18 protein-coding genes are annotated in these 20,183 nt (G+C 73.2%); 13 read left to right on the forward strand and 5 right to left on the reverse strand.

The annotated features are described in order from the left end of the window. Positions 1 to 121: 121 nt before the first annotated feature. Complete coding sequence (locus AAHZ94_RS09280) at positions 122 to 1,174, reverse strand: 4-hydroxy-3-methylbut-2-enyl diphosphate reductase (RefSeq protein ID WP_349992078.1); 1,053 nt, start codon at positions 1,172 to 1,174, stop codon at positions 122 to 124. 91 nt (positions 1,175 to 1,265) lie between these two features. On the opposite strand from AAHZ94_RS09280, the gene AAHZ94_RS09285 reads away from it, so the two are divergent. Together AAHZ94_RS09285 and xseA are read left to right on the forward strand one after the other, a co-directional pair. Further along, on the forward strand, positions 1,266 to 2,723 hold the full coding sequence (locus AAHZ94_RS09285; RefSeq protein ID WP_349992080.1) for an APC family permease: 1,458 nt from the start codon (positions 1,266 to 1,268) through the stop codon (positions 2,721 to 2,723). A gap of 362 nt (positions 2,724 to 3,085) precedes the next feature. Next, positions 3,086 to 4,378: an exodeoxyribonuclease VII large subunit gene (gene xseA / locus AAHZ94_RS09290; protein WP_349992082.1), complete on the forward strand. Its 1,293-nt coding sequence runs from the start codon at positions 3,086 to 3,088 to the stop codon at positions 4,376 to 4,378. Positions 4,379 to 4,408: 30 nt separating this feature from the next. On the opposite strand, the gene AAHZ94_RS09295 is transcribed toward xseA, so the two are convergent. Beyond that, the gene (locus AAHZ94_RS09295; protein WP_349992084.1) at positions 4,409 to 4,825 is read right to left on the reverse strand and encodes a hypothetical protein; all 417 of its coding nucleotides are present in this window, start codon (positions 4,823 to 4,825) and stop codon (positions 4,409 to 4,411) included. A gap of 262 nt (positions 4,826 to 5,087) precedes the next feature. Between AAHZ94_RS09295 and AAHZ94_RS09300 the strand changes: the two genes are divergently transcribed. Beyond that, positions 5,088 to 5,375, forward strand: a complete 288-nt coding sequence (locus AAHZ94_RS09300) for an exodeoxyribonuclease VII small subunit (protein WP_349992086.1) — start codon at positions 5,088 to 5,090, stop codon at positions 5,373 to 5,375. Between the two features lie 665 nt (positions 5,376 to 6,040). Further along, entirely contained in the window at positions 6,041 to 6,634 is a 594-nt protein-coding gene (locus AAHZ94_RS09305; RefSeq protein WP_349992088.1) for a malonic semialdehyde reductase, read from the forward strand. A 276-nt stretch (positions 6,635 to 6,910) separates the two neighbouring features. On the opposite strand, the gene AAHZ94_RS09310 is transcribed toward AAHZ94_RS09305, so the two are convergent. Next, positions 6,911 to 7,546, reverse strand: coding sequence for a DUF4245 domain-containing protein (locus AAHZ94_RS09310; RefSeq protein WP_349992090.1), 636 nt, complete (start codon positions 7,544 to 7,546; stop codon positions 6,911 to 6,913). A gap of 223 nt (positions 7,547 to 7,769) precedes the next feature. Between AAHZ94_RS09310 and glpX the strand changes: the two genes are divergently transcribed. Then, positions 7,770 to 8,801 carry a class II fructose-bisphosphatase gene (glpX, locus tag AAHZ94_RS09315; RefSeq protein WP_349992091.1) on the forward strand — a complete coding sequence of 344 codons (1,032 nt, stop codon included), beginning with the start codon at positions 7,770 to 7,772 and terminating at the stop codon, positions 8,799 to 8,801. A 441-nt stretch (positions 8,802 to 9,242) separates the two neighbouring features. Here the strand turns inward: glpX and AAHZ94_RS09320 are convergent, their stop codons facing one another. Beyond that, the gene (locus tag AAHZ94_RS09320) at positions 9,243 to 9,596 is read right to left on the reverse strand and encodes a WhiB family transcriptional regulator (protein ID WP_349992093.1); all 354 of its coding nucleotides are present in this window, start codon (positions 9,594 to 9,596) and stop codon (positions 9,243 to 9,245) included. Positions 9,597 to 9,804: 208 nt separating this feature from the next. Beyond that, entirely contained in the window at positions 9,805 to 10,476 is a 672-nt protein-coding gene (locus AAHZ94_RS09325; protein WP_349992094.1) for a DUF1707 SHOCT-like domain-containing protein, read from the reverse strand. Between the two features lie 300 nt (positions 10,477 to 10,776). Here AAHZ94_RS09325 and AAHZ94_RS09330 point away from each other — a divergent pair, with 300 nt between their 5' ends. From AAHZ94_RS09330 to AAHZ94_RS09365, 8 genes are all read left to right on the forward strand, one after another. Continuing rightward, positions 10,777 to 12,453 (forward strand): fumarate hydratase, encoded by a 1,677-nt coding sequence (locus tag AAHZ94_RS09330; RefSeq protein WP_349992096.1) that lies wholly within the window; start codon positions 10,777 to 10,779, stop codon positions 12,451 to 12,453. A 168-nt stretch (positions 12,454 to 12,621) separates the two neighbouring features. Next, on the forward strand, positions 12,622 to 14,013 hold the full coding sequence (locus AAHZ94_RS09335; protein WP_349992098.1) for a class II fumarate hydratase: 1,392 nt from the start codon (positions 12,622 to 12,624) through the stop codon (positions 14,011 to 14,013). A 336-nt stretch (positions 14,014 to 14,349) separates the two neighbouring features. Next, the gene (fomD, locus tag AAHZ94_RS09340) at positions 14,350 to 15,048 is read left to right on the forward strand and encodes a cytidylyl-2-hydroxypropylphosphonate hydrolase (protein WP_349992099.1); all 699 of its coding nucleotides are present in this window, start codon (positions 14,350 to 14,352) and stop codon (positions 15,046 to 15,048) included. Between the two features lie 120 nt (positions 15,049 to 15,168). After that, positions 15,169 to 15,873, forward strand: coding sequence for a class I SAM-dependent DNA methyltransferase (locus AAHZ94_RS09345; protein ID WP_349992106.1), 705 nt, complete (start codon positions 15,169 to 15,171; stop codon positions 15,871 to 15,873). A gap of 56 nt (positions 15,874 to 15,929) precedes the next feature. Continuing rightward, complete coding sequence (locus AAHZ94_RS09350; protein WP_502964622.1) at positions 15,930 to 17,993, forward strand: SpoIIE family protein phosphatase; 2,064 nt, start codon at positions 15,930 to 15,932, stop codon at positions 17,991 to 17,993. A 117-nt stretch (positions 17,994 to 18,110) separates the two neighbouring features. Further along, positions 18,111 to 18,257 (forward strand): hypothetical protein, encoded by a 147-nt coding sequence (locus AAHZ94_RS09355; RefSeq protein ID WP_349992101.1) that lies wholly within the window; start codon positions 18,111 to 18,113, stop codon positions 18,255 to 18,257. Between the two features lie 56 nt (positions 18,258 to 18,313). Continuing rightward, positions 18,314 to 19,780, forward strand: coding sequence for a catalase (locus tag AAHZ94_RS09360; protein WP_349992103.1), 1,467 nt, complete (start codon positions 18,314 to 18,316; stop codon positions 19,778 to 19,780). A 188-nt stretch (positions 19,781 to 19,968) separates the two neighbouring features. Then, on the forward strand, positions 19,969 to 20,183 hold a 215-nt coding region (locus AAHZ94_RS09365), incomplete at its 3' end, for a hypothetical protein (protein ID WP_349992104.1).

Raw genomic sequence — 20,183 nt, forward strand, 5'->3', positions numbered from 1 at the left:
GGGGGGCGCGGGGGGGGGGGGGGCGGCCGGGGGGGGGGGCCCGCGGGGGGGGCGGGGGGGGCGGCCGGGGGGGGGGGGGGGGGGCCCCGGCCCGTGGCCGATCAGGGGCGGACCAGGTCGGTCAGGCCGTGGCCTCGCGGTCGGTCGTCGCGCGCTCGACGGCCCCCGCCGCCTCCGCCCGCAGGTCCCGGCGCAACTCCTTCGGCAGCGAGAACGTGATGCTCTCCTGCATCGGCTGCACCACCTCCACGTCCCCGTAACCACGCTCGGCGAGCCACTCAAGGACGCCCTCGACCAGCACGTCGGGGACCGAGGCGCCGGAGGAGACACCGACGGTGCTGACCCCTTCGAGCCACGCCTCGTCGATCTCGCTCGCGTAGTCGACCAGGTGGCCGTCCTTGGCGCCGGCGCCGAGCGCGACCTCGACCAGCCGGACGGAGTTGGACGAGTTCTTCGAGCCGACGACGATCACTAGGTCGGATTCGGCAGCTATCTGCTTCACCGCCACCTGACGGTTCTGCGTCGCGTAGCAGATGTCGTCGCTCGGCGGGCTGATGAGCTGCGGGAACTTCTCCTTCAGCGCGTCGACGGTCTCCATCGTCTCGTCGACCGACAGCGTGGTCTGGGACAGCCAAACCACCTTGGACTCGTCCCTGACCTGCACGTTCTTCACATCATCCGGGCCGTCGACGAGCGTGACGTGGTCGGGGGCCTCGCCGCTGGTGCCGATGACCTCCTCGTGGCCCTCGTGGCCGATGAGCAGGATGTCGTAGTCGTCCTTGGCGAAGCGGACGGCTTCCTTGTGCACCTTGGTCACCAGCGGGCAGGTCGCGTCGATGGTGGCGAGCTGGCGGCGGGCGGCCTCCTCGTGCACGACCGGCGCGACGCCGTGCGCGGAGAAGATCACGATGGCGCCCTCGGGCACCTCCTCCGTCTCCTCGACGAAGATCGCGCCCTTCTTCTCCAGGGTCCGCACGACGTACTTGTTGTGGACGATTTCCTTGCGCACGTAGATCGGAGCGCCGTATTGCTCCAGTGCTTTTTCGACGGCGATCACGGCTCGGTCCACACCCGCGCAGTACCCCCGCGGGGCTGCGAGCAGGACCCGGCGGCTGGCGCGCGAAGCGTCTTCGCTGGTGGCCGTGGCGGGCGTCGGGCTGGGCGTTGCGGTCATGCTGACCATGGTACGGCCGTGCCGCAGCGCGGAAAGGGCGTGCGGGTGGATCACACTGAGCCCAGGCGCGCGTACTGAGGAGGCTTACGCCATGGCCGGGTCGCACAGCTCACCAGCCACGCTACGGCGCACGCTCACCTTCCGCGACCTCGTCGTGTACGGCCTGCTGTTCATCGCGCCGATGGCCCCGGTCGGCGTCTTCGGCACGCTGGACGCCAAGTCGCACGGCGCGGTCGCGCTGGTCTACCTGGTGGCGACGGTCGCGATGGCCTTCACCGCGTACTCGTACGCGCAGATGGTCAAGGTCGCCCCGCGGGCCGGTTCGGTCTACACCTACGCGCGGGTGGGGCTCGGCGAGGGGCCCGGGTTCGTCGCCGGGTGGATGGCGATGCTCGACTACCTGCTGATCCCCGCCGTCGCGTACCTCTTCTCCGGGATCGCGATGGAGGAGTTGGTGCCCTCGGTCGACCGGTGGGTGTGGACCTCGATCGCGGTCGTGGTGACCACCGGGCTCAACCTGTGGGGGGTGCGGGCCGCCGCGCTGGTGGGGTTCCTGGTGCTGGCGATGGAGATCGTGGTGCTGCTGGTGTTCGTGGCCGCGGCGCTGGTGGAGCTCGCCGCGCACGGCGCACAGCGCGACTGGCTCTCGCCGCTGACCGGGCAGGGCGACTTCGCGCTGACCGCGGTCTTCAGCGCGGTGGCGGTCGCCGTCCTGTCCTCCCTGGGCTTCGACGCCATCGCCGCGTGCGCCGAGGAGACGCAGGACGACGCGCCGGACGCGGCCGGCGGGAAGGGCGGGCCGCCGGGCAAGGGCAGTGGGTGGCGCAGTGCGGCCGGCTCCGCGCGCGTGTCGCGCGCGGTGCTGACCTGTCTGGCCGTGGCGGGGTTCCTGTTCGTCGTGCAGACCTATCTGGCGGCGCTGCTCTCGCCGACCCCGGCGGCGGAGTTGGCCGCCGACCCCGCGTCGCAGGGGTCCGCCTTCTACGCCGCGGTGGAGTCGTCCGTCGGCAACTGGCTGCACGACCTGGTCGCGGTCAGCAAGGCGATCGGGGCGGCGTTCGCGGCGCTCGCGGGGCAGGCGGCGGCCGGCCGACTGCTGTTCGCGATGGCCCGGGACCGCCGGCTGCCGGGCCCGGTGGCCAAGGTGGACGCGCACAGCGGCGTGCCGCGCCGGGCGCTGCTGGGCGCCGCCGCGGTCACGCTGGTCGCGGCGGTGTGGGCGGCCCGCCGCGACGACGGCCTGGACCGGCTGGCCTCGGTGGTGAACATCGGCGCGCTGACCGCGTTCGCCCTGCTGCACGCCTCGGTGATCGGCTGGTTCTGGCTCCGCAAGCGGGCCGAGGTGCCGAGCGTGCTGCGCCACGTCCTGATCCCGCTGACCGGCCTCGGCATCGTCATCGCGGTGATCGTCGAGGCGTCGGACACGGCCCAGCTCATCGGCGCGATCTGGTTCGGGGCCGGCCTGGTGGTGTTGGCCGCGCAGTGGCGCGAGCGCAGGCGCGCGGGAGGCGGGGGTGCTGGTGGGGTTGGCGGGCCGCCGGCGGCTTAGGGCGCGGGCCGGTGGGGCGTGCGGGGATAGGGGTCCGGGCCGGGTGGGGTGGGGCGCAGGAGGTACGGATTCGGGCCGGCGAGCCGACGGCGGTAGGAGTCCAGGCCGGTAGGGCGTAAGAGGTACGGAACTGGGCCGGCGAGCCGCGGGAGGTACGGGACCGGGGCCGGCGAGCCGCGGGAGGTACGGGACCGGGGTGGTTCCGTGACGACGGCTCCGGGCGTCGGGGGCTGGACGTCGGGAGCCGGGCGTCGCGGGCTATGGGTCGGGACCGAGGGCCAAGGGTTGCGGGGCGAGGCCCTGCGTAGGGGCCGCGGGTCGGGCCCCGGCCGTTGTCAGTGGCCGCCGCTAGGCTCGTGCGCATGGCTGTGAACACGTCCGCTGAGGCGCCCATCCCGGTCGGCGAGGTCTCCCGGCTGATCGGGGGCTGGATCGACCGGCTGGGCGCGGTGTGGGTGGAGGGGCAGATCGCCCAGCTCTCGCGGCGCCCGGGGGCCGGCGTGGTGTTCCTGACCCTGCGCGACCCTTCGTACGACATCTCCCTCACGGTCACCTGCTTCCGCTCCGTCTTCGACGAGGTCGCGGACGCGGTCGCGGAGGGCGCCCGGGTCGTGGTGCACGCGAAGCCGGAGTGGTATGCCCCGCGGGGCCAGCTCTCCCTGCGGGCGGCCGAGATCCGCCCGATGGGCGTGGGCGAGCTGTTGGCCAGGCTGGAGCGGTTGAAGAAGTCGCTGGCCGCCGAGGGGTTGTTCGCGGCGGACCGCAAGCGCCGGCTGCCGTTCCTGCCGCAGCGCATCGGGCTGGTCTGCGGCCGGGCCTCGGCGGCCGAGCGCGACGTGTTGGAGAACGCCAGGCTGCGCTGGCCCGCCGTGCGGTTCGAGGTGCGCCCGGTGCCGGTGCAGGGGGTGCACGCGGTGCCGCGGGTCATCGAGGCGGTGCGGGAGCTGGACGCGCATCCCGACGTCGACGTGATCGTGGTGGCGCGCGGCGGCGGCAGCGTGGAGGACCTGCTGCCGTTCTCGGACGAACAGTTGGTACGGGCGGTCGCCGCCTGTCGTACGCCGGTGGTCTCGGCCATCGGCCACGAGCCCGACACGCCGCTGCTCGACCTGGTCGCCGACCTCAGGGCGTCCACGCCGACCGATGCGGCGAAGCAGGTGGTGCCGGACGTCAGCGAGGAGCTGAGCCGGGTGCAGCAGCTCCGCGAGCGCGCGCTGCGTGCGGTGAGCGGGCAGCTCGACCGCGAGGAGCGCGGGCTCGCTGCGGCGCTGGCCCGGCCCTGCATACGGCAGCCGCAGCGCATGGTGGACGACCGCGCGCAGCAGATCGACGCCCTGCTGCACCGCAGCCGCGGCACCCTGCGCCATCTCCTGGACCGCGCCGACTCCGAGCTGGCCCACACCCGCGCGCGGGTGGTGGCCCTGTCCCCCGCGGCGACGCTGCGCCGCGGCTATGCGGTGCTGCAACACGAGGGCGGCACGGTCGTCCGGGACGCGGCCGAGGTCACCGACGGCGAGCGGCTGCGCGCCCGGGTCGCCGAAGGGGCGTTCACGGTCGTCGCCGAGCGCCCACCGACGCCGTCGGCGGAGCAGCCCGAGGCCGCTGGGCCGGCGGCGCGCCCCGCAGACGGGACCGCGGCGGCTGCCGCGACGTAGCGCCCCGGCCGCCCCCGCGCGGCGCCCCTTTTAGAAGTGCGGGTCGAGATCGGAGCCCCACCGCCAGGGGCCGGGCACGCCGGGCTTCCACGTGCCTTCGAGCCTGATCGTCTCCCACTCGGGGTTGCGGGGATCGAGCGACGTCCGGTGCAGGTAGTGGCCGTTCTTCGGGTGCAGGCAGTCCTTCCAGTGGTACGTGCCCCGGCCGAGGAACAGGTTCTTCCGCTCCCCCGGTCCACCGGACTGGAGCCAGTCGTAGGTGCCGGCGGTCAGGTCGATGTCGCGTTCGACGCAGGACGTCGGCATGCCGCTGGTGGGCCGGTCGGTGAGTTCCTGGGTCCTCTTGTTGTGGGCGACCTCGGCCGCGGAGGCGGTGCTCGACGCGCCGATGACGGCCACGCCGAGCAGGGCCGTGACAGCGGTGAGGTTGCGCAGGGTGCGTGCCACGATCGTTTCCTTCCGGTTGCTCGTACTTCTTCCTGACGGGTCAGACCGACGCGGCGGAACCGGGGCACGGGCGGCCACCGGCGCGCGGGTCGCCGGCGTTGCGGGCCTGCCCCGCCCTTCGCGTTCCCCCAGGTGTAGCGCGTTCCCGTCGTGACCCGTCCCCGCCCCGGGGCCCCGCCCCCGCGCCTCGGACCACCGCTCGACTGACCGGGTGCCACACGGCCGCAACCCCGTTGTCGTACCCCGCCTCTAGGCTGGAGCCATGGTGAAGACGGGCGAGAAGACCACCGGGACCGCGCTCGGGTACGAGCAGGCGCGGGACGAGTTGGTGGAGGTCGTGCGCCGGCTGGAGACGGGCGGCACGACGTTGGAGGAGTCGCTCGCGCTGTGGGAGCGCGGCGAGGAGTTGGCGCAGGTCTGCCGGCGCTGGCTGGACGGCGCGCGGGCCAGGCTCGACGCGGCCCTGACCGAAGGCGCCGAGCCGTCCACGGCGAACGCCGAAGGCGGCCCGACGGGCACCACCGACGATTCGGCGACTGCCCCGGACTGACCCCGCCATCCCGGCCCACCCGCCGGACCACACCCCTTCACCACCCACCCGCCACGAGCCGGGCGGGCCCTGACGACGCCCCGCACGAGCCGCGCCCGCACGGGGATCAGCGAGAGCAGTGGCCCCGCTGCCCATCGGGGAACGCGCCGCGCCCGCACCCCGTACGACCACCTCCGCACGCCCGCCCCGTACGCTCCGGGCCCGCGCGATTCCGGACGCACACCCGAACTATCCGAACCACCCGAACCACCCGGCCCCCTGCCTCTGGCCCCGGCCACCCGCACCCCACGCACCGGCCGCCCCAGCCGCTTCACCTACTCCGCCCACTCCCCCGCAATGGGCCACCCACCACGTACTGCCCCGCCCCTGCTCGCCCGCTCGACCACCCCGCGGCGAGACCTCCCGTACGGGCCACTCGTACGCACCGTCCCCGGGGGCCCGCTGGGGCCACCGCCCACAGCCAGCCGCTCCCCATCGGAATGGGGCCGCTCGGGGCGGGGTTACTTCGGGCGGGACCCCTTGGGAGCACGGCCGGGCCGCGGACCGCGTGATCTGGGCCACGCCCCTCTAGGTTTAGTTGAAAATTAACCTAAATCCCGTACAGTGAGAACCGCCAAGCTCGACCATGTGCCGGTAGACCCGCATAAACAAGCAGAAGGTATGTCATGACTCTCGCCCTCGACACGGCCGCCCAGAACCTGCTCTTCCGTGAGGCCCACACCGCCAACGCGTTCACCGACGAGCCGGTGAGCGACGAGCAGGTCCAGGCGATCTACGACCTGGTGAAGTACGCCCCGACGGCGTTCAACATGTCGCCGCTGCGCGTGCTGCTGGTCCGTTCGCCGGAGGCCCGCGAGCGCCTGGTGTCGCACCTGGCCGAGGGCAACCGCCCGAAGACCGCCGCCGCGCCGCTGGTCGCCGTGCTCGCCGTGGACCACGAGTTCCACGAGGAGCTTCCGAAGCTGCTCCCGCACGCCCCGGGCATCGCCGACGCCTTCTTCTCCGAGCGCCCGGTGCGCGAGCAGGCCGGCACGTTCAACGCCGCGCTCCAGATCGGCTACTTCATACTCGGCGTGCGCGCGGCCGGCCTGGCCGCCGGCCCGATGACCGGCTTCGACGCCGAGGGCCTGACCAAGGAGTTCTTCCCCGACGGCAACCACCAGGTGCTCACCGTGGTCAACCTGGGCAAGCCGGGCGAGGGCGCCTTCAACCCCCGCTCGCCGCGCCTGGCCTTCGACGAGGTCGTCACCACCGTCTGAGCCCGCCCCGGATCGGCCCCCGCCCTTCCGGTCGCCCCGCGCCCCCGGCCCACCCCCATCGGTGACCGGGGGCGCGGCGCGTCCCGTACCAGGTCAGCCGAGTGACACCCGGGGCGCGGGGCCCCTGCGCGAAGTCAGCGGCGCACGACTGTGAGGCCCCATGAGGTCTTACGCGCGAGGCCGCCGGCGCGAGCCCGAGAGCTCCACGGCACCACCCGCCAGCCGGCACCACCCGTCAGCCGGGACGGGACCACCCGCCACCCGGCCCCCGCTCGGCTACTCCGCGGGCTTCGCCGAAGACGGCGTGGCGGCGGGGGTTCCGGTCTGCGCGGTGTCGGCGGACGGCTTGCCCGTGGGCGCGCTGCTCGGCGGGAAGCTGGGCTTGGCGCCGCGCTCGATCTTGAGGGACCGCACCATCAGTAGCAGATCGGCGTCGGGCGCGGTGCCGGTCACCACGGTCGTCGCCCCGGGCACCTTGTGCACCAGCGCGTCGTACTTCTCGCCGCGGTAGCGGGTCCACTTCCGGCCGTCCACCTCGACCTCGCCGCCGGCCGGCTTGGCCTTGTGGGTGACGTCGGCGACGTACCGGTCGGCCTGCGAGGAGTCGCTCTGCTCGACGCCGACGTACTCCTTGTCGGGCGTCAGATAGCCCAGGTGCCACACCGCGCCGAGGTCCGACTTGCCCCGGTAGCTCACCGACGTCGCCCGCCATCCCGTGGGCAACCCCTCGGGCGCGGCGACCGGATACGGGGCCGCGCGGCGCACGAGGTCCACCTCGACCCGGGTGTTCACCGTCTTGATCGGGTCTTTGCTGTCGTCGTGCGGGATGAAGACGTAGATCCCCATCGCCACGAGGCACACCACAGCCATCGACAGCACCAGATTCAGTACGGTCTGATTCTCACCACGCATACCGGCCACGCACCCATCGTCCCCTACGCCCGTTCCGGCCATGACCAGGGGCCCCGTTCCCGCGCGCGGCGCCCTGCACCGTCATGCGTGATAGCGCTCATACGTAGGGCCCTCTGCTCATTTTCGCGACTTACCGTTAAAGTCATGAGCACCCTCGCCCTCCTTGCCCCGCTTCGGGCGGGAGGGGTCACACGGCCGTCGCCGTACAGAAAGGTGCGCTCCGATGACCGAGCATCATCTGCCGTCCCCCCTCGAAGTCAGCCCCGAGGCTCCCGACCGCAACCTGGCGTTGGAGCTGGTCCGGGTGACCGAGGCCGGTGCCATGGCGTCCGGCCGCTGGGTCGGCCGCGGCGACAAGAACGGCGCGGACGGCGCGGCCGTCAAGGCCATGCGTTCGCTCGTGCACACGGTCTCGATGAACGGCGTGGTGGTCATCGGCGAGGGCGAGAAGGACGAGGCGCCGATGCTCTTCAACGGCGAGCGCGTCGGCGACGGGACCGGTCCGGAGTGCGACGTGGCCGTCGACCCGGTGGACGGCACCACGCTCACCGCCAAGGGCATGGCGAACGCGGTCTCGGTGCTCGCGGTCGCCGAGCGCGGCTCGATGTTCGACCCGTCGGCCGTCTTCTACATGGACAAGCTGGTCACCGGCCCGGAGGCGGCCGAGTTCGTGGACATCACGGCCCCGGTCGGGGTGAACATCCGGCGCATCGCCAAGGCCAAGCGCTCCAGCCCGGAGGACGTGACCGTCGTCATCCTGGACCGGCCGCGGCACGACGGGATCGTCAAGGAGGTCCGGGAGGCCGGCGCCCGCATCAAGTTCATCTCCGACGGTGACGTGGCCGGCGCGATCATGGCCGTCCGCGAGGGCACCGGCGTGGACCTGCTGCTCGGCGTGGGCGGCACCCCGGAGGGCATCATCGCGGCCTGTGCCATCAAGTGCCTGGGCGGCACCATCCAGGCCAAGCTGTGGCCGCGGGACGACGCGGAGCGGCAGCGCGCGCTGGACGCGGGCCACGACCTCGACCGGGTCCTCCAGACGGACGACCTGGTCAGCGGCGACAACGTGTTCTTCGTCGCCACCGGCATCACCGACGGCGACCTGCTGCGCGGCGTGCGCTACCGGGCCGAGACCGCCACCACCCAGTCGCTGGTGATGCGCTCCAAGTCGGGCACCATCCGGCAGATCGACTCCACGCACCGGCTGTCCAAGCTGCGCGCGTACGCCGCGGTCGACTTCGAACGCGCCCGCTGAGGCCCGCCACGGTCACCCACCCGCCGCACCACCGGCCGCGGGCCTGCTGACCGCGGCCCCGCCGGCCGGGCGGGCCCGCCGGGCCGGGGCGCACGGCAGCGGAACACCGTGGCGTGAACAGCCGCGGGAGCGGAACGCCGTGGCGCAAGCGGTCGCGTGCGCGGAACACAGTTGAGCCCGGGGGGCCCCCGGGGGGGGGGGCCCCCCCCGCCCCCCCCCCCGCCGCCGGCGGCGGCGCGGGGCGCGCCGGGGGCCCGGGGGGGGGGGGGGGGGGGCCCCCCGCGGGGGGGGGGGCCCCCCCCCGGCCGCGGCGCCCCCCCCCCCCCCCCCCCTCCCCCGCTTTCCGGCGCGCGTGGGACGCGGGGAAGCGGGTGGCACCTGGCGGGGCGGGCCCGGGGTGAGGGTGTCCGAAGCGGGTGTCGGGGCTCGCTGCGGGCGGCGTCAGCCAGCCGCGGCGACCCGCACCGCGCGCTGGAGCTCCGCCTCCCGGCGCCGGCGGCGGGCCAGCACCACGCGGCGCTCGGCCGCGGTGAGACCGCCCCACACGCCGTACGGCTCCGGCTGTATCAGCGCGTGCTCCCGGCACTCGACCATGACGGGGCAGCGCGCACAGACGCGCTTGGCCGCCTCTTCCCGGGAGAGCCGGGCCGCGGTCGGTTCCTTGGAGGGGGCGAAGAAGAGCCCGGCCTCGTCACGGCGGCACACCGCCTCGGAATGCCAGGGGCCGGCCTGTTCCCGGGCGTGGTCACGCTGCGGGGGCACAGCGGCGTCCAGGGGGTGATGCGGTTGCAGCACGGTCTACTCCTGACGACGGCTCCGGTTTGGGTCACCCTTGCCCGCCTCGCTGCGCACGACTTTTCGCGCCCGCAGCCGTACGAGAGACGATGCACGAAGCTTTACCCGCTGTGCGGGTGCTTATGCACACGGTTGCCTCACGTCGTACGGGCGTTCCGATCGCTGCGTGGAGCTGTGCGTTTTTGGTACGCCGTGCCGTCGTTTCCGATCAGCGCTTCGCGTTCAGGTTCCGTACCCGCTTCCCGCGCTTGGGCTTGGCCTCCACGCCGCCGAAGACCGCGAGCCCGCTGACGACGACCACCGGGGCCGCCGGGTCCTCGGCTTCCACATCGGCCACGTCGAAGCCGCCGAAGATGCCGGTGCCCGCGCTGCGCAGGGTGACGTTCTCCGGCACCCTGATGTCCACCCCGCCGAAGATCGCGGTGACCTGCACCACCACCTCCTGCTGCTCGAACACCGCCTCGGTCAGGTCGATCTCCACGCCGCCGAACAGCGCGAACGCATTGGTCTTGCGCCCCACCCGCCAGCGGCCCCGGCGGCCGGCGCCGCCGAAGACGGCGATCAGGTTGTCGGTGGCCGAGTTGCGCACCGGCGGCAGCGTGGGAACCACGGCGGAGGCCGGTTGACCCGCGCCGGCACGGCCCGCGGGGCCGCCGGCGGAAGCGGGCAGGTCCCGGACGAACAGGGCGAGTTCGCCGTGCGTCTTCGCCTCGTACACCCCGCTGATGCGCTCGGCGTGCTCCTCCGCGGTCAGTCGCCCCTCGGCCAGGGCCTCGCGCAGGATGTCGGCGATGCGGTCGCGGTCCGCGTCCGAGGCGCGGATGGCGTCCTCGGACGGCACGACGGGGGCTGCGGGCGCCGCGGGTACGGCAGGGGCCACGGGCGCCGCTGGTGCGGCAGGGGCCGCGGGTACGGCGGCGACTGCGGGTGGGGTGGGGTCTGCGGGGACCGCAGGTGCGGCAGGGGCTGCGGCACGGGGCTTCGTCAGGGGAACCGGCTGCTGTTCGTCCACCCGCGACAGCCTAGCGAAACGCGATAGATCGCGATAGGGGCGGACTGAGTCCCACCTCACCGACACGATGTCGGACCGCCGTTCTACTCTGGTGGACGCTCCCCGTGCTCCGTCCGGGAGGCGCCTGCCATCGACGTCAGCGAGAGACCGCAGTGAGGATTGGCCCCGATGCCTGAGTTCGTGTACACGGATCTGCTGCCCGTAGGCCCGGACGCCACCCCGTACCGGCTCGTGACCGCCGAGGGTGTGAGCACCTTCGAGGCCGACGGGCGCACCTTCCTCAAGGTGGAGCCCGAGGCGCTGCGGAAGCTGGCCGCCGAGGCCATGCACGACATCTCGCACTACCTGCGCCCGACCCACCTCGCGCAGCTCCGCCGCATCCTGGACGACCCGGAGGCCAGCCCGAACGACCGGTTCGTCGCGCTCGACCTGCTGAAGAACGCCAACATCGCGGCGGCCGGCGTGCTGCCCATGTGCCAGGACACCGGCACCGCGATCGTGATGGGCAAGCGCGGCCAGCAGGTGCTCACCTCCGGCGGCGACGAACAGGCGCTCTCGCGCGGCATCTACGACGCGTACACCCAGCTCAACCTGCGCTATTCGCAGATGGCCCCGCTGACCATGTGGGACGAGAAGAACACCGGCTCCAACCTGCCGGCGCAGATCGAGCTGTACGCGACGGACGGCGACGCGTACAAGTTCCTCTTCATGGCCAAGGGCGGCGGCTCGGCCAACAAGTCCTTCCTCTTCCAGGAGACGAAGGCGGTGCTGAACGAGGCGTCGATGATGAAGTTCCTGGAAGAGAAGATCCGCTCGCTGGGGACCGCGGCCTGTCCGCCGTACCACCTGGCCATCGTCGTCGGCGGCACCAGCGCCGAGTACGCGCTGAAGACCGCCAAGTACGCCTCCGCGCACTACCTGGACGAGCTGCCCGCCGAGGGCTCGCCGGCCGGGCACGGCTTCCGGGACAAGGAGCTTGAGGACAAGGTCTTCGAGCTGACGCAGAAGATCGGCATCGGCGCCCAGTTCGGCGGCAAGTACTTCTGCCACGACGTGCGCGTGGTGCGGCTGCCGCGGCACGGCGCGTCCTGCCCGGTGGCCATCGCCGTGTCCTGCTCGGCCGACCGGCAGGCCGTCGCGAAGATCACCGCCGAGGGCGTCTTCCTTGAGCAGTTGGAGACCGACCCGGCGCGCTTCCTGCCCGAGACCACCGAGGACGAGCTGACCGCGGGCGCCGGGCCCGACCTGGACGCGGTGGCCGTCGACCTGAACCAGCCGATGGACGCTATCTTGGCCGAGCTGTCCCGGCACCCGGTCAAGACCCGCCTCTCGCTCACCGGCACGCTGGTGGTGGCCCGTGACATCGCGCACGCCAAGATCAAGGAGCGGCTGGACGCGGGCGAGGAGATGCCGGCGTACCTGAAGGACCACCCGGTGTACTACGCGGGCCCGGCCAAGACCCCCGAGGGGTACGCGTCCGGTTCCTTCGGCCCGACCACGGCCGGCCGGATGGACGCCTACGTCGAGCAGTTCCAGGCCGCCGGCGGCTCCAAGGTGATGCTGGCCAAGGGCAACCGCTCGCAGCAGGTCACCTCGGCCTGCGCCGCGCACGGCGGCTTCTACCTCGGCTCCATCGGCGGCCCCGCCGCCCGCCTCGCCCAGGACTGCATCAAGAAGGTGGAGGTCCTGGAGTACGAGGAGCTGGGCATGGAGGCGGTCTGGAAGATCGAGGTCGAGGACTTCCCGGCGTTCATCGTCGTCGACGACAAGGGCAACGACTTCTTCGCCGACCCGTCCCCCACCCAGCCCCTGCTGACCAGCATCCCGGTCCGCAAGGCGGACTGACCCGCACGGACGCCCCCACGGGGGCGAGCGAAGCACCTTGAGGGAGCCCCGGCGGTGGTCGGGGCTCCCTCAAGCGGTTCGCCCCGGAGGCGCCGGCCCGTTCGAAAACCCCCGTCGGGAACACCTGGCGGCCCCTCGGTGCTGGCCTTGGCAGGAGGTGGGTCGACGATGAGCGACGAGCAGTACCGCATCGAGCACGATTCGATGGGTGAGGTGCGGGTTCCGGCGGACGCCAAGTGGCGGGCGCAGACGCAGCGGGCCGTGGAGAACTTCCCGCTGTCGGGGCAGCGCCTTGAGCGGGCCCACATTCAGGCGTTGGCGCAGGTCAAGGCCGCTGCGGCGACGGTCAACGCCGGGCTTGGGGTGATCGAGGCCGAGATCGCCGGCGCCATCGCGGAGGCTGCGGGCGAGGTGGCCGACGGGCGCTGGGACGCGCACTTCCCGGTCGACGTGTTCCAGACCGGCTCCGGCACCTCGTCCAACATGAACGCCAACGAGGTGATCGCGACCCTGGCCAGCGAGCGGCTCGGCCGCCCCGTGCACCCCAATGACCACGTCAACGCCAGCCAGTCGTCCAACGACGTCTTCCCCTCCTCGATCCACATCGCCGCCACCGCGGCCGTCACCGCCGATCTGGTGCCGGCCCTGGAGCACCTCGCCGTGGCCCTCGAAGCCAAGGCGGAGGAGTTCGCGGACGTGGTGAAGTCGGGTCGTACGCATCTGATGGACGCGACGCCGGTCACCCTCGGCCAGGAGTTCGGCGGCTACGCGGCCCAGGTGCGGTACGGCGTGGAGCGGCTGCACGCCGCGCTGCCGCGGCTGGCCGAACTGCCGCTCGGCGGCACCGCCGTGGGCACCGGCATCAACACCCCGCCCGGCTTCTCGGCCGCCGTCATCGCCGAGGTGGCCCGTGCCACCGGGCTGCCGCTGACCGAGGCCAGGAACCACTTCGAGGCGCAGGGCGCGCGCGACGGCCTGGTGGAGACCTCGGGGCAACTGCGCACCATCGCGGTCGGGCTCACCAAGATCTGCAACGACCTGCGGTGGATGGCGTCCGGGCCGCGCACCGGGCTGGCCGAGATCGCCCTGCCCGACCTCCAGCCCGGCTCCTCGATCATGCCGGGCAAGGTGAACCCGGTGGGGCCGGAGGCGGTGCTGATGGTCGCGGCCCAGGTCACCGGGAACGACACGACGGTGGCGACGGCCGGGGCCGCGGGCAACTTCGAACTCAATGTGATGCTGCCAGTGATCGCCAAGAACCTGCTGGAGTCCATCCGGCTGCTCGGCAACGCGGCCCGGCTGCTCGCCGACCGCACGGTGGCCGGCATCACCGCCAACGCGGAGCGGGCCAGGGAGTACGCGGAGTCCTCGCCTTCGGTGGTCACCCCGCTCAACCGGTACCTCGGCTACGAGGAGGCCGCAAAGGTGGCGAAGCGGTCGCTGGCCGAGCGCAAGACGATCCGTCAGGTGGTCCTGGAGGGCGGCTACGTGGAGCGGGGCGATCTGACGGTCGAACAGCTCGATGCGGCGCTGGACGTACTGCGGATGACCCGCCCGTAGCGACGCCGACGCCCGACGACGCCCACGCCGGCCGCGGGGCCCTCCCGGCACTCCCGCCGCGGGCCCCCGCCCCGCCGCGGGCCGCCGCCCCCTGCCGGCCGCCGTTCCGCGCCGAGCGCCCTTCCCCCGCCCCAAGCGCCGTACCCCCGGCGCATCGACGCCCCGCGGGGGCGGGGTGGCGCGTTCGAGGGCGGGTGGGGTGCGTCGGGGCCCAGTTGCCCGGGGTGACCGCCGCGTGCCCGCGTACGTGCGCCGATCCGACCCGTCGCGCGGGACGGGCTCCAGGAAATGGGATTCGTCACGGCGCGGCAGCCTTGCCACGCCTAAGATCTGCTCATGACAGCGGACATGGTGGAAACGCGGGGCGCGGCCGGCGCCGCCCACTGGGAGCCGGGCGCCCAGGTCCTGTGGCGCTACCGGGCCAACGGCCGCGATCGAAGCATCCACATCTGCCGCCCGGTGACCGTCGTGCAGGACACGGACGACCTGCTCGCCGTCTGGCTCGCCCCCGGCACGGTCTGTGCCAAGCCGCAGTTGACCGACGGGACCGACCTCCACCAGGAACCGCTCACCACCCGTTACACCAAACCCCGCACGGTGGTCGAGACCCGTTGGCTCGGCACCGGTGTGCTGAAGCTGGTGCGGCCGGGCGACCCCTGGTCGGTCTGGCTGTTCTGGGACGACGGCTGGCGGTTCCGCAACTGGTACGTGAATCTGGAGGAGCCGCAGACCCGTTGGCGCGGCGGGGTCGACTCCGAGGACCACTTCCTCGACCTCGTGGTCAACCCGGATCGGAGCTGGGAGATGAAGGACGAGGACGAGTTCGCGCAGGCGCAGCGGGTCGGCCTGGTCGCGCCGCACCAGGCGGCGCGGATCAGGTCCGCCGGCCGGGCCGCGGTGGCCGCCGTCCAATCCTGGGGTGCCCCGTTCCGCGACGGCTGGGAGAATTGGCGACCGGACCCGGCGTGGCCGGTCCCCGCCCTCCCGGCGGACTGGTCAGCCCTACGAGAACGCCCGCGGACACATGCCTCTTGATGTGCACCTGGGCTTCAAACGTAGGATCGTCCTCCGCAACACTGCTCCGGCAGGAAACACAGCAACGCAACTCACGAATGAAGTACGGGATTTGACGTGCGGTCACAGAAGGGCAATGTCGTGAGCGGTGACGGCCACCACGGGTACGAGGCGTACGGCCGGTTAGAGATCGATCGCAGCGGGCAGGCCGAGGCGTTCGACGCGATCGGCGACCGGTACGACGAAGCGTTTCCCCACAAGGACGGTCAGCTCCGGTCCGGCCAGTGGCTGGCCGATGCGCTGCCCAGCGGGGCGCGCGTGCTCGACATCGGCAGCGGCACCGGGGTGCCCACCGCGCGCCAGCTCAGCGACGCGGGGCACGAGGTGGTCGGCATCGACATCTCGCCCGGCATGCTCAAGATCGCCCGGGACCAGGTGCCGGACGGCACCTTCCACCTGGTCGACGTCGCGCAACTGCGCCCCGGCGCACCGTACGGCCCCGGTGGCGCGCACGACCTGGGCACCTTCGACGGCGTCAGCGCGTACTTCTCGCTGCTGATGCTGCCGCGGGTGGAGATCCCGCTGGCGCTGCGCACCGTGCACGGGCTGCTGAAGCCGGACGGCCTGCTGGCGCTCGCCATGGTCGAGGCCGACGTGGACGACTTCTCGATCCCGTTCCTGGGGAACACGATTCGGGTATCCGGTTACCTGCGGGACGAACTGCGCCAGGTCGTGCACGATGCCGGCTTCGACATCATCGGGGAGGACTCGCACACGTACGCCCCGGCCAGTACGGACGTACCACCCGAGCTCCAGATCTTCCTGCACTGCCGACGACGCGCCTGACCTCGGTGCGCCCGACCGATACGGGCGCACGGCCCCGGACGGATGGAAACCCACGCGTGACGGAGCATCCCACCTCCCACGACCGCAGGCAGGCCGCCGCACCCGCGGCGGCCTCCGGCGCGGCCATGCCCGAAGACGCGCATGGCGCGGTCCCGGACCCGCGCACCGGCCTGGGCCCCGGCCCCGGCCCGGCCGCCACCCCGGAGCCGGGCCCCGACCACCGGCCGCGCCCGGCGGCGGGCCACGAGGCCGAACCGCACCACCCCGAGCCGGCCACGGCCCAGGGGCCGCCGGGTCCGGGCGGAACACCCGGGCGGTCCACCGGCCTGCCCGCCGAGGCGGCGGCGCAGCGGCCGGCCGGCGCGCCCGCCGCCGATATGAGTGCGCTGGCGGCGCGCGGTGGTGAGCGGCTGCGCTACGTGGGCGCCGCGACCCGGCGCATCGCCCGCGGCATCGACCTGGACGAGATCGTCCTCGGTCTGTGCCGGGCCACCGTGCCCACCTTCGCCGACGCGATCCTGGTCTATCTGCGGGACCCGCTGCCGGTGGGCGACGAGCGCCCGGTGGACCCGGTGATGCTGCGGCTGCGGCGCACCGACCGCATCCCGGCGGAGGCCGACACCGAGACCCGGATGCCGTTGCTGCCCTCGGGCCCCGACCTGTCGCCGGCGCTCGGTGGCGGTCCCGCGGCCGACCTGTGCGAGGTGCGCGCCGGCGGGCCGCTCGCCGAGGTGCTGCGCGGGGTGCGGCCGGTCTTCGGCGACTCGGCCGCGGCCCGGGCCGCCCTTCCCGAGCTGCTGGGTTCGGGCCGCACGGTGGCGATGGGGCACCGCACGATCCTGGCGCCGCTGCGCGGGCGGCGGCGGGTGATCGGCGCGGCCGTCTTCATCCGCCGCCCGGACCGGCCGCCCTTCGAGCGGGACGACCTGCTGGTGGCGGCACAGTTGGCCACGCACACCGCGCTCGGTGTGGACAAGGCGGTGCTGTACGGGCGCGAGGTGTACATCGCGGACGAGTTGCAGCGCACCATGCTGCCCGACTCGCTGCCGCAGCCCACCGGCGTACGGCTGGCCAGCCGCTATCTGCCGGCGGCCGAGACCGCGCGGGTCGGCGGCGACTGGTACGACGCGATCCCGCTGCCGGGCAACCGGGTGGCGCTGGTGGTCGGCGACGTGATGGGGCACTCGATGACCTCCGCCGCGATCATGGGCCAGCTCCGTACGACGGCGCAGACGCTGGCCGGGCTCGACCTGCCGCCGCAGGAGGTGCTCCACCACCTCGACGAGCAGGCCCAGCGGCTCGGCACGGACCGCATGGCCACCTGCATGTACGCGGTCTACGACCCCGTCGCGCACCGCATCGTGGTGGCCAACGCCGGGCATCCGCCGCCCGTGCTGCTGCACCGCGGCGGGCGGGCCGAGGTGCTGCGGGTGCCGCCGGGCGCGCCGATCGGGGTGGGCGGCGTGGACTTCGAGGCGGTCGAGTTGGACGCGCCGGCCGGGGCCACGCTGATGCTGTACACCGACGGGCTGGTCGAGTCGCGCATCCGCGACGTGTGGACCGGGATCAACCAGCTCAGCGAGCGGCTGACCGAGACGGCCCGGCTGACCGGGCCCAACCCGCCGCCGCTCGAAGCGCTCTGCGACGAGGTCCTCGACATGCTCGGCCCGGGTGACCGGGACGACGACGTGGCGCTGCTCGCCGCCCGTTTCGAGGGGATCGCGCCCAGCGACGTCGCGTACTGGTTCCTCGATCCGAAGGCGCAGACCGCGGGTCAGGCCCGGCGGCTGGCGCGGCGGGCGCTGTCCCGCTGGGACCTGGAGGAGCTCACCGACCCGGTGGAGCTGCTGGTCTCCGAGGTGGTCACGAACGCGGTGCGGTACGCCGAACGGCCGATCACGCTGCGGCTGCTGCGGACGGACGTGCTGCGCTGCGAGGTCGGCGACGACGTGCCGCAGTTGCCGCGGCTGCGCCAGGCCCGGCCGTCCGACGAGGGCGGACGCGGCCTGTACCTGGTCAACCGGATGGCCAGGCGCTGGGGCGCGACCCGGCTGAGCACCGGCAAGGTGGTGTGGTTCGAACTGGCCATGCCACCGAAGGCCACGGCCCACCCGGGGTAGCCGCCCCACCGCCGGCGACCGGCCCGGCCCCCGGCGGCCCCCGCGCCCCCGCGCTCCCCGGCCAGGCGCGCCCGCCGCCTCCCCCCGAAGCGCTCCGCCGTGCGGACGCTACGCGCGGTGACTTGCCTGGTCAGCGCGGTGGGGGTGGTGGGTGGGGGGCATGGCGCCCCCCCCCCCCGCCCCCCCCCCCCCCCCCCCCCCCCGCCCCCCCCCCCCCCCCCCCCCCCCCCCCCTCGGTTGCCGACGTTCTGTCGGCGGGATTGACTGCTATCGGGACATTTCGTGCTGAGCGATGCGCTTTTCTCGATGGGAGACGCTCGATGACCGACCCCGGGCAGCAGAACTTTCCGTACACCACCAACAACGCCGGCATCCCGGTCGAGAGCGACGAGCACTCGCTGACCGTGGGGCCCGACGGGCCGATCCTGCTCCAGGACCACTACCTGATCGAGAAGATGGCCCAGTTCAACCGGGAGCGGGTGCCCGAGCGGGTGGTGCACGCCAAGGGGGGCGGGGCGTACGGGACGTTCGAGGTGACGGGGGACGTCAGTCAGTTCACCAAGGCCGATCTGTTCCAGCCGGGGAAGCGGTGCGGCATGCTGGCCCGCTTCTCGACCGTCGCCGGCGAGCAGGGCAGCCCGGACACCTGGCGGGACCCGCGCGGCTTCGCGCTCAAGTTCTACACCGAGCACGGCAACTACGATCTGGTCGGCAACAACACCCCGGTCTTCTTCGTACGCGACCCGCAGAAGTTCCAGGACTTCATCCGCTCCCAGAAGCGGCACCCGGCCACCGGGCTGCGCAGCAACGACATGCAGTGGGACTTCTGGACCCTGTCGCCGGAGACCGCGCACATGGTGACGTGGCTGATGGGCGACCGCGGGGTGCCCAAGACCTGGCGGCACATGAACGGCTACAGCTCGCACACCTACCTGTGGGTCAACGGCGGTGGCGAGAAGTTCTGGGTCAAGTACCACATCAAGACCGACCAGGGCGTCGAGTTCTACACCCAGCGGGAGGCGGACGAGCTCGCCGGGCTCGACGCGGACAAGCACCGCAGGGACCTGTACGAGTCCATCGCGGCCGGGGACGCGCCGACGTGGACGGTGCACGTGCAGGTGATGCCGTTCGCGGAGGCGGCGGACTACCGCTTCAACCCGTTCGACCTGACGAAGGTGTGGCCGCACGCCGACTACCCGCTCATCGAGGTCGGCAAGATGACCCTCAACCGCAATCCGGACGACTTCTTCGTCCACATCGAGCAGGCCGCGTTCGCGCCCTCCAACCTGGTGCCCGGCATCGGCCCCTCGCCGGACAAGATGCTGCTCGGCCGGCTCTTCTCGTACCCGGACACGCACCGCTACCGGATCGGCCCCAACTTCGCGCAGCTCCCGCCGAACCGGCCGCACGTCCCGGTCTACTCGTACGCCAAGGACGGGCCGATGCGCTACGAACCGAACCGGGTCGGCGCGGTCTACGCCCCCAACTCGCACGGCGGCCCGGCGGCCGACACGGACCGGTTCGGGGAGCCCGCCGGGTGGTACGCGGAGGGCGAGATGGTGCGCGAGGCGTACCGGCTGCGGCCCGATGACGACGACTTCGGGCAGGCGGGCACGCTGGTGCGCGAGGTGTTGGACGACGCGGCGCGGGAGCGGCTGGTCAGCAACGTCTCGCAGCACCTGCTGGACGGGGTGACCGCGCCGGTGCTCGACCGGGCGTTCCAGTACTGGCGCAACGTGGACCAGAACATCGGCGACCGGATCGCGGAGACGGTGGGCCGGGGCTGAGCGCCCGTCCGGCACCGCCCCCGCCACCGGGTCTTCGGCGGCGGGGGCGGTACGGCTCTGCGAGGTGGTTGCGGGCCCAGCGGCCCGCGCGGCCTTATGGGCCCAGCGGCCCGCGCGTCGCGTCGCGGCCCGGGCGGGCCGGCGGAGGCGGCGGGGGCGGCGATCCGGTCGTCGGCTCACCGGTGGGCGTGGGCGCGGTGGTCGGCGGGGTCGTCGTCGGCTCCGGATCGGGCGTCGGGCTGCCCGTGGTCGGCTCCGGGTCCGGCGTCGGCGGGGTCGTCGTCGGCTCCGGGTCGGGCGTCGGCGTGGTCCGCGTCGGGTCCGGCGTGGGCTCGGCCGTCGTCGGCGCGGGCCCGGGCGCCCGGGTGGTCGGCGGCGCCCCGGTGGGCTCCCTGGTGGCCGG

Source organism: Streptomyces sp. HSW2009 (genome assembly GCF_040240285.1).
In the GTDB taxonomy this organism is placed as follows: domain Bacteria; phylum Actinomycetota; class Actinomycetes; order Streptomycetales; family Streptomycetaceae; genus Streptomyces.

Bases quoted from the DNA above. Each gene is read 5' to 3' on its own strand.
- AAHZ94_RS09280 (WP_349992078.1), bottom strand. From the start codon at position 1,174: ATGACCGCAACGCCCAGCCCGACGCCCGCCACGGCCACCAGCGAAGAC.
- AAHZ94_RS09285 (WP_349992080.1), top strand. From the start codon at position 1,266: ATGGCCGGGTCGCACAGCTCACCAGCCACGCTACGGCGCACGCTCACC.
- xseA (WP_349992082.1), top strand. From the start codon at position 3,086: ATGGCTGTGAACACGTCCGCTGAGGCGCCCATCCCGGTCGGCGAGGTC.
- AAHZ94_RS09300 (WP_349992086.1), top strand. From the start codon at position 5,088: ATGGTGAAGACGGGCGAGAAGACCACCGGGACCGCGCTCGGGTACGAG.
- AAHZ94_RS09305 (WP_349992088.1), top strand. From the start codon at position 6,041: ATGACTCTCGCCCTCGACACGGCCGCCCAGAACCTGCTCTTCCGTGAG.
- AAHZ94_RS09310 (WP_349992090.1), bottom strand. From the start codon at position 7,546: ATGCGTGGTGAGAATCAGACCGTACTGAATCTGGTGCTGTCGATGGCT.
- glpX (WP_349992091.1), top strand. From the start codon at position 7,770: ATGACCGAGCATCATCTGCCGTCCCCCCTCGAAGTCAGCCCCGAGGCT.
- AAHZ94_RS09330 (WP_349992096.1), top strand. From the start codon at position 10,777: ATGCCTGAGTTCGTGTACACGGATCTGCTGCCCGTAGGCCCGGACGCC.
- AAHZ94_RS09335 (WP_349992098.1), top strand. From the start codon at position 12,622: ATGAGCGACGAGCAGTACCGCATCGAGCACGATTCGATGGGTGAGGTG.
- fomD (WP_349992099.1), top strand. From the start codon at position 14,350: ATGACAGCGGACATGGTGGAAACGCGGGGCGCGGCCGGCGCCGCCCAC.
- AAHZ94_RS09360 (WP_349992103.1), top strand. From the start codon at position 18,314: ATGACCGACCCCGGGCAGCAGAACTTTCCGTACACCACCAACAACGCC.